This window comes from Lactiplantibacillus paraplantarum (genome assembly GCF_003641145.1).
Lineage (GTDB): Bacteria > Bacillota > Bacilli > Lactobacillales > Lactobacillaceae > Lactiplantibacillus > Lactiplantibacillus paraplantarum.
On sequence record NZ_CP032748.1, the window covers coordinates 23,824 to 32,446 of the forward strand.

The 8,623-nt window shown below is 42.6% G+C and carries 7 protein-coding genes and 2 pseudogenes; 4 read left to right on the forward strand and 5 right to left on the reverse strand.

Annotated features, from left to right (window positions below; all coding sequences use genetic code 11):
* Positions 1-42 precede the first annotated feature (42 nt).
* On the forward strand, positions 43-1,419 hold the full coding sequence (locus LP667_RS16370) for an FAD-dependent oxidoreductase (protein WP_024855732.1): 1,377 nt from the start codon (positions 43-45) through the stop codon (positions 1,417-1,419).
* 310 nt (positions 1,420-1,729) lie between these two features.
* On the forward strand, positions 1,730-2,095 hold the full coding sequence (locus LP667_RS16375; protein WP_056988632.1) for a hypothetical protein: 366 nt from the start codon (positions 1,730-1,732) through the stop codon (positions 2,093-2,095).
* A gap of 153 nt (positions 2,096-2,248) precedes the next feature.
* Here the strand turns inward: LP667_RS16375 and LP667_RS16380 are convergent, their stop codons facing one another.
* The gene (locus LP667_RS16380; protein WP_056988633.1) at positions 2,249-3,622 is read right to left on the reverse strand and encodes an MFS transporter; all 1,374 of its coding nucleotides are present in this window, start codon (positions 3,620-3,622) and stop codon (positions 2,249-2,251) included.
* A gap of 39 nt (positions 3,623-3,661) precedes the next feature.
* A complete protein-coding gene (locus LP667_RS16385) occupies positions 3,662-5,191 on the reverse strand; it encodes a multicopper oxidase family protein (protein WP_024855733.1) in 1,530 nt (509 codons plus the stop codon).
* A 126-nt stretch (positions 5,192-5,317) separates the two neighbouring features.
* Here LP667_RS16385 and LP667_RS16390 point away from each other — a divergent pair, with 126 nt between their 5' ends.
* Together LP667_RS16390 and LP667_RS16890 are read left to right on the forward strand one after the other, a co-directional pair.
* Positions 5,318-5,509: a hypothetical protein gene (locus tag LP667_RS16390; RefSeq protein ID WP_003576326.1), complete on the forward strand. Its 192-nt coding sequence runs from the start codon at positions 5,318-5,320 to the stop codon at positions 5,507-5,509.
* Positions 5,510-5,637: 128 nt separating this feature from the next.
* Positions 5,638-5,727, forward strand: a pseudogene (locus LP667_RS16890) (cation transporter); the annotation flags it as partial.
* Between the two features lie 12 nt (positions 5,728-5,739).
* Here LP667_RS16890 and LP667_RS16395 read toward each other — a convergent pair.
* The 3 genes and pseudogenes from LP667_RS16395 to LP667_RS16410 form a co-directional block, all read right to left on the reverse strand.
* A pseudogene (locus LP667_RS16395) lies at positions 5,740-6,655 on the reverse strand (IS30 family transposase).
* 358 nt (positions 6,656-7,013) lie between these two features.
* Complete coding sequence (locus LP667_RS16405; protein ID WP_011222016.1) at positions 7,014-7,364, reverse strand: DUF5388 domain-containing protein; 351 nt, start codon at positions 7,362-7,364, stop codon at positions 7,014-7,016.
* Position 7,365: 1 nt separating this feature from the next.
* Positions 7,366-8,166 carry a ParA family protein gene (locus LP667_RS16410; protein WP_015639692.1) on the reverse strand — a complete coding sequence of 267 codons (801 nt, stop codon included), beginning with the start codon at positions 8,164-8,166 and terminating at the stop codon, positions 7,366-7,368.
* Positions 8,167-8,623 lie beyond the last annotated feature (457 nt).

The window sequence follows — 8,623 nt, forward strand, 5'->3', positions numbered from 1 at the left end:
ATTTATTATTTGTCACCCATCTATTAGGAGGCTATATTTTTTATGTCGAAGACAAAAGTTATTGTTGTTGGTGCCTCGCACGGCGGCCATCAGTCGGTTTTGGAACTTACTCACAAATACTCAAACCTAGATATTAAACTATTCGAAGCGGGAGATTTTATTTCTTTTATGTCCTGTGGTATGGAATTATATTTAGAAAACAGTGTAACGAGTATTAATGATGTCCGTAATTTTAAACCTGCAGATCTCGAAAAATTTGGGACAGAAGTATATGCCAATCATGAAGTGACCAAAATAAATCCAGAAAATAAGCAAGTTACCGTGAAAGATTTAAGATCCGGTAAGATACAGAGCTATGATTACGATAAATTAATCTTAAGCTCAGGCGTAACTCCAAACGATTTACCCGTTCCTGGTCATGAGCTAAAAAACGTTTATTCAATGCGCGGCAAGGATTGGGCAGAAAAGATCAAAGCAAAATTATCTGACCCAGATGTTAAAAATATTACTGTTATTGGTGCTGGTTACATTGGTGTTGAAGCTGCTGAAGCCAGCATCAAAGCTGGAAAGAATGTTACATTAATCGACATGATTAATCGGCCTCTGGGCAACTACCTAGATACCGAATTAACAGATATTTTATCAAAAGAATTGACTAGCAAAGGCGTTCAAGTTGTCACTGGCGCTAAGATTGAATGCTATGAAGGGACTGAATCGGTTTCTGCTGTTAAGACCAACGATGCAGAATATCCTAGTGACTTGATCATTCAAGCTGTTGGAGTTAAACCTAATACTGATTGGTTAAAGGGAACGGTTGAACTAGATAAGCGCGGGTGGATTAAAACTGACAAATATTTGAGAACTAATCTGCCTGATGTCTATGCCATAGGTGATGCGGTGTTGGCCTATTCAATTCCTGCTCAGAGGAACATGCCGATAGCTTTAGCCACGGTTGCCCGACGTGAAGCCCGTTATGTAGTGGAACACATCTTTGAGAACACACCGTCTATGCCATTTTCAGGAGTGGTCGGCTCATCAGCATTAAGTGTTTTCGACTATCACTTTGCCACATCAGGTCTGAATATGACCACAGCCCAAAAGGCCGATATTAAGATTAACACATCTTTTTACAAAGACACTTTACGTCCAGCTTATGTCCCTATGGAGAAGGGAAATACAGAGGTCTACGTAGAGCTGGATTACAATCCAAACACTCATCAACTATTAGGTGGTGCTGTATTGTCAACTTATGATATCACTGCCCAAGGTAATGTTATTTCATTAGCCATCCAACAAGGATTAAAACTGGAAGATTTAGCCGAAGCTGACTTTTTCTTCCAGCCAGGCTTTGACCGACAGTGGAGCCTATTGAACTTAGCAGCCCAACGTGCTCTTGGTGAACTTGAGTTTACAAAATAGAAATTGTAACGACCACTTATAACTTGCTGTTTAGGATCACGAATAAATCAAAAAGAGGCTGTGACATAAGTCTCCACAAATAAGACGGTCTAGTGAGAATCTTCGGATTCTCACTAGACCGCCTTTTGATATAATGGAAAATAAAAAAGGCATCGGCCACACCCGATACCCACAGATTATCCCCGAAAGGACATCTAAATATGCAAGACTATTATGGTGGATTGTAAAATTAATCCGAACGCTGTTCGGATTAATTTTACAATCTACCATAACTGCTATACTAAAAGTGAAAAGAAGAGGAGTGATCGTTTTGAAATTGTATCAAAGCCTTACCCAAGTCCAAATCAACGAACAATTCGCTGGTCAAGCAACCGGCTACAAGCTTTCCACGACCCTTGATAAGCCGCTGAACTACGATCCAACGATTCTCTATCAGTATTTGGATACCGTCCTGAAACCGGGCAGTCGCCACGACGAAAACAACTTGCGCTACGTGACTGATCCGGGCTATATCGGCGAAAACTTTAATTACCAAAGCGTCCCGTTTACTTCGCACATGACCGAATTCGACGAGAAGATGGCCTTCGCACGCAAACTGGTGTCCGACCTTAATCGTCATTTATCTGTCAACATCAAACCGGAAGATGAAACTATCGAACTGGTCTTTGTTGACTAAAGCAACCGTGTTGCCCTCCTTTCCTAGTCGCGATGCTTCTCTCCTGATCATTTGCGGCTAAGTACCCAGTCAAGCATGCTTAGTTGCAACAAAAATGACCGTCTACTTTTTGGTAGGCGGTCATTTTTGTTGCAACTAAGCACGAATTCGCAGCTATACCGCTTTCTTCGCGACTTCCTTTGGTAACGTCAACGCCAACAGCAAGCCAATCAGGCCCACGCCAGCAAACACAGCGAAGGTAACAGCAAAACCGCCAGCATGACTTCGCAGCGTGTTTTGCATGCCCTCCAACAACACTGTGGCGAACATGACACCGGCAGAACCGAATAACTGACGAGCCGTCGTTGTGACCGCAGTGCCATCTGCCACAAGCTCATTCGGCAAGGCATTCGCGCCAGCCGTCACTGAAGGCATCATCACAAAGGCATTGCCGGCTTCAGTCGCCATCGCCAACATAATTGCCCCAATCAGTGGTAAATGATGGGCAAAGACTGCTAACAGACCAAAGCCGCCAGTAATCAACAACATGCCAATCATGGCCACGACACGCGGTCCAATGCGATCCAGTAGGCGCCCGCTAATTGGATTCAAAATACTCAGCAACACCGCAGCTGGCACTAAGGACAAGCCAGAAATCAACGGTGACAAACCAAGTAGCGTTTGAAAGTAAAGCGGCATCAGAATGGTGGTGACAATCAAACCGACGTATGAAATTCCAGTCATAAACACTGCTTTAGTAAATATACCAGTGGCAAAAACTCGCATTTGCAACATTGGTGGTTGGCGATTCAATTGCCGAACAACGAAAATACCAGCTGCCAGAACGCCTAAAATCAACAAACTAACCACGCCAACAGTTAAACCTTTTTTCGACAAAGCACCCAAGGCATAAAGTAGAATTGGAAAACTTGCGGATAAAAGGAAGGAGACCCAGTCCAGTTGCGTCGGTTGCAATGGCATGACAGACGCAATGGTCACCGTTGAAACGGCCAGCACAAGCAGCGAAACGACCAAGAAGAACAAGAATAAAGCCTGCCAAGGGAACCATGTCAGTAAAACACCGGAAATAATCGGACCGACTGCCAAGGCTGAGCCCATGACCAATCCCGCCGTGCCCATCACCCGACCACGCTCACTATGCGGCGTAATCGTCAGCAACACGGTCTGGAAACTCGGGAAAATAATCCCGACCGCAATCGCTTCAAGCAACCGGCCAATCATGAGCACGGTAAAACTCGGTGCCCAGATACATAAGCCTGTCCCAATGGCAAAAATGAGTTCAATCGCTTGGAAAAGCCGTTGGAAAGTAACATTATGCAACAGCCATGGGCTAACCGGAATCATCAAGGTCATCACCAACATAAAGCCGGTTGTCAGCCAAGCAACTGTATCCGCTCCTAAACCAAAAGCTTTCATAAAAGCAGGATAAGCGGTGCTTAAAGAAGACTGAGAAATTGACATCGAAAAGGTACCTGTCAGTAACGTGGCGACAAAAGCCCCGCGATGTTTGATCGTTGGAGAGTGCATATTAAAATCATCTTTTTCTATATTAGTATTGTGGGACGTTTACATTTTCATTCCCATTTTTTCATAAGACTGCATACCGCCCATCCAAATCTCAGATGGTTTGACGCCACGTTCTTTAGCCAAGGCCATCATTAACGTATCCATATCCATCAATTTATATTCTTGCTTTGGCTTGGCTGGATCGAATGTTTCAATCTGTGCCATCATGCCGCCATCTTCGTGCTCAATGATATGGCAGTGATACATATAAACCCCTGGCAAATCAAAGCGAACCAGCAGCCGAACCGTTTCACCAGGATTCACGCCAATTGTATCTTTGAAACCATGTTCATTTGGATACGGCGCATGCCCATTCCGCGACAAGACTAAGAATTGGGTTCCATGCACATGGAATGGATGAACCATTCCAGGCGCATCATTGCTATTGGTAACATCCCAGTACTGGGCTTTGCCAATTGGTTGCGTGGCATCAATCCGCTGCATGGCAAACTTTTTACCATCAATCGCAACACCTTCGTCCATCCCCTGCATCACAACGTGGCGAACTGGCAAAGCCGGGTCAACCACTGGTGCCTTCACATCGAACAACTTATCAGGCAAGGTAGTCTGATCCGGTTTGAACGCATGAATGCGGAACTTTAGCAATGGCACATCATCCGTATATAAGGTGACCTCGTCGCCTTCATGGTATTGGCCAAAATCAACAATCACTTCGGCACGCTCAGCACAAGTCAGCATCAAATGGGTAAATTTGACCGGCTCCGGTAACAGTGAGCCATCCCCGCCAATTTGCGTAAATGGCAGGTCATCGGAAAAATGCAACCGCCATTCACGGCGATTAGCACCATCCAGAAAACGCAACCGGACCTTTTGCGTGGTGACATCAAAATAGGGATTGATGTCACCGTTAATCATTGCAGTTGGCCCAGCAACACCGTCAGGATCATAATCAGCCCGGTAGTCCCACTGGTTGTTCTCATGAAAACGCCGGTCTTGCAAAATGACCGGAATATCGTCAACGCCATAGTTCCTTGGCAATGGCAGGCTGGCTTCATGGTCGTCTTTGACAATCACCATGGCAGCCAAACCATGCCAAACCTGCTCGGCTGTGGATGGGCACGGATGCGCGTGCAGCCACAAAGTCGTCGCCGGTTGTTCCAATGTGAAGTCGATATGCTTACTTTCACCCGGATAAACCGGCGCATGGCATCCGCCATCAACATAAGGGCCACTGACATTAGCCCCATGCCAATGAAAAGTGGTCAACTCAGGCAGGGTGTTTTTCAGTGTCACATGCGTATGCTGACCACGGCGATACACAATCGTCTGACCTAACAGACTGGTATTATAGCCCCACGTCTTGGTCTTCGCCCCAGGTAACAGTTGCGTTTCCCCAGCCTCTGCTGTCACCGTGTAATAAACGTCGGTCGCCGTCTCTTTATCCGGTTTCAACAACGGCGGCACATTTAAGGGCTTCTCAGGCGCATCACTGACCTCAAGCGGCACGTACCCGCCATCGTGGAGATCAAACGCTGGCTCATCAAAGAAATAGTCCGTATAGATTTTCATCGTGATTTCCCCCTCTGACAAGAATTTTAACACTTTTTAGGGTTGCCATAAACATAATTTAGAATTAACCTAAAGTAGTATTGAAAAATGGTATAGGTCTTATCCATACACTTGAGGAGGATTTTCATGCAACAAATGTCGAAAACAATGGGCTGGCTCATGCTGGCGTTAAATGTGGTGCTGCTGATTCTAATTGGTACCATGCACAATATGGCAGCGATGTGGTTAATGGGTCTGATTATGACTTTGGACGCTGTGACAGGGTTAGTTGCCGCTTATCGGCCCCAGTCAAGTCAACAACACGCCCACCAGCACTAGTTTGTTAAGAAGTTGCTGCAAGACCTTTCATGGAGTCATTGATCGGCGTTATATGTTGACATATACATATGTTGAATATATCATGTGTCTGTACTTAGATGAACAGTCACATGAAAGAGGGTCGTTTAATGCAGCAACTGTCAATGACGCAGAAACAAACCATGACGTCAGCCTTACGGGTTGAATATTTTTCAACGGCATGGATGGCATTTGAGTGGTAGATTGCAAATTTAATCCGAATTTTTGGACAAATTTGTCAGCATAACCTGATACGGTGTTTGCCAGTCGAGTATTTTAAGCGGTCGCTGGTTAATTTGGAGTAACGTCGTCGTTAAATTTTGAGCACTAATGTGCTCAAAACGAGTCCCTTTAGGATAAAAATAACGTCAATTCCGATTAAAGCGTTCATTACTACCACGTTCAGCTGGCGTATAAGCATGGCAGTAATAGGTCTTAATACCATATTGTGATTCAAGTGATACTAGCCCACTAAACTCAGTGCCACGGTCCACAGTAAAGCTGTGCACCGCACCATTAAAAGTGGTTAGGAACTTAGTTAGGGCTTCATTAACAGTCGCTGTCGTCCGATCTTTTAACCGGTAGGCCCAAAGGAACCGTGATTTGCGATCGATTAAAGTTAATAAAACTGCCTTACTATGCCCACGAGGACCAACGACTGTATCTAGTTCAAAATCGCCGATGCGATTACGTTGATTAATCATCATGGGCGCTGTTCAATTGATCGCCCCAAAGATTGATTATATTTGGATTGTTGGTCAACGTTACGCCATGTTCGGGTAGATCATTCAAGGAGAAACCAATTCTCTCCTGATTTAGCCAATTATAAATAGATTTAGTAGCTAGTTTAAATTCGTGAGCAATCATTCCTGGTGACCAGCTTAGACGTAAATGGTTGAGAATTTTTTGCTTTAACTCATCGCTCAGCTTAGTTTTCCGACCACATCGTGATCGCTTGTATTCGGCATCTGTTTGTGCTAATTCAGCCTGATAAGGTTGACATCGAGATAATTCATAAGAAATTGTTGACGGTGATCGGTTCAGCCGAACGCCCATTTGGATATTGGACAGCCCTAGTTCACAAAAGGTTTCGATTTTAATTCGTTCGGAATAGGTTATACTAGACAAAAGATCAGCTCCTAAAAGATGGGTTTGTGGTAAACACCATTTTAAAGGAAGCTGATCTTTTTTGTCCGAACAGCGTTCGGATTAATTTTACAATCTACCACACAACCAAAAAGCCATTCATCTCATCACGAGGTGGGTGGCTTTTTTGAGTAAGTTAAGTGACAGCATTGATTGATTGTTATATGATTGTGTATGTCCTAAATGGACACAAGCAACGCTCCTAAGCAAAGCCTGTATGTACTGATTTCAGAAAAGCCCTCTATTCCGCATAATAGAGGACTTTTTTGTGTGCATTCTGCTTAATTTAAACGGACAAGTATACATCTAAAAGGTGAACGTGTCGTCTGAGAGCACGTGATTATTTACTTTTTACTTTGTTAGCATCGCCGGTTTCCAAAGTCTGTATTTGAGTCGTAAGCGTATTTTGTTCAGACTCAGTTAACGATTCAAAAAAAGTTTTTTGTAATTGGGCTAATCCGTTTTGTTGAGTTGAGCTATACCCTAAAATTACCATAGCTTTCATAAAGTTTTTTAGATGATTGTCAATTCTGAGCGTAGTATCAAAAGTAACACCATCTATTTGTTTAGACTTCGTTTTGTTTGATTCGTTTAGAGAAGATATGGAAATTTCTTTTTGGGGCTGGGGCGCCGATTTTCTAGGAATTATTTTGCTTTTATTTGAGTTAGGATTGTGTAAAAGTTCCACCATGCTAGTCCGCCCTTTCAATAATTTCTTGTGCCACAGAATCGTATAATCTAATTATTTTTTTATCGAACTGATCTTTTAGAAATACACCTCTGATTGAATATCTTTTGATTCTTTCCATATTACGAATTAGGGTTTTTAACATGTTTTCTTTCCCAAATTCTTCTTCTGCTACTTCTAATGTGCTGTGATCAACAGGCGCCCCATTCTTTAATAGTACAGGAAGTATACCGAGTAAATTCAAACTAGGTGCTTCGTATTCATCGATTACCTGTTCCTGTATATATTTTAGAAACGATTCGGCACCCTGAAGACTGTGCTCTTGAGTTTGAAGGATAATCAGAACCCAATCTGAAGCGTATAAGGCGCTATCAGAAATTAAGGAAATAGTCGGTGGCAAATCAAATACCACAAAATCATATTTTTCTTTTAGTGAAGCAAGTAGCTTGCTAAAATATGTAACTCTATCTTTATAATTATTTTTAAACTTTTTTTCCATAATCCGTGGGTACAATGAAAAATCTGCGCTTGATGGAATAAAGTCAATGTTTTTATCCAAAGTAACCAACGATCTTGATAAGTCCTCTTCTTGGATTGATGCAAGCAAGGTTTGATTAAATTTAATATCATCGTGGCCTAAATTAGCCGCGGTTTTAAAGTAAATATCTGTAGCGTTTGCTTGAGGATCGAAATCAATTAATAGCGTTTTTTTACCAGCACGAGCTAGTGCCAGGCATGCAAGCGTGGCATTTGTTGTTTTACCGGTGCCACCTTTAAAATTTCCAAAAGTAATTACTTCACCCATTATACTGACCTCCAATTAAGTATCCTAATATACAAGGATACTTGGATACAAGGATGATAACATACAAAGATACAAAGATACAAGGATACAAGGATACATTTCTTCTCAAAAGCCGTTAAATTAAGATTGACTGCAAGTATCCTAATATACTTAGATACAAGGATACAAGGATACTTAGATACAAGGATATGAATATACAAGGATACAAGGATACAAGGATACATAAAAAGAAATGTTGATTTATCACCAAACAACGAGTAATATTGGTTACATAAAATAGAACATAAAAAAACACCCACCAACGGGAATCGGTGAGCGCCACAAAAAAGTCATCATTGTTTAATGACTATTATATCATGGCCGGTGCGATTTTTAAAGCCCTAGGGGACAAGCTGGGGTCTAAATCCAAGGGGACACGTTTGCCAGTGCGACTTCAATAAGTCTGGCTATACCACAA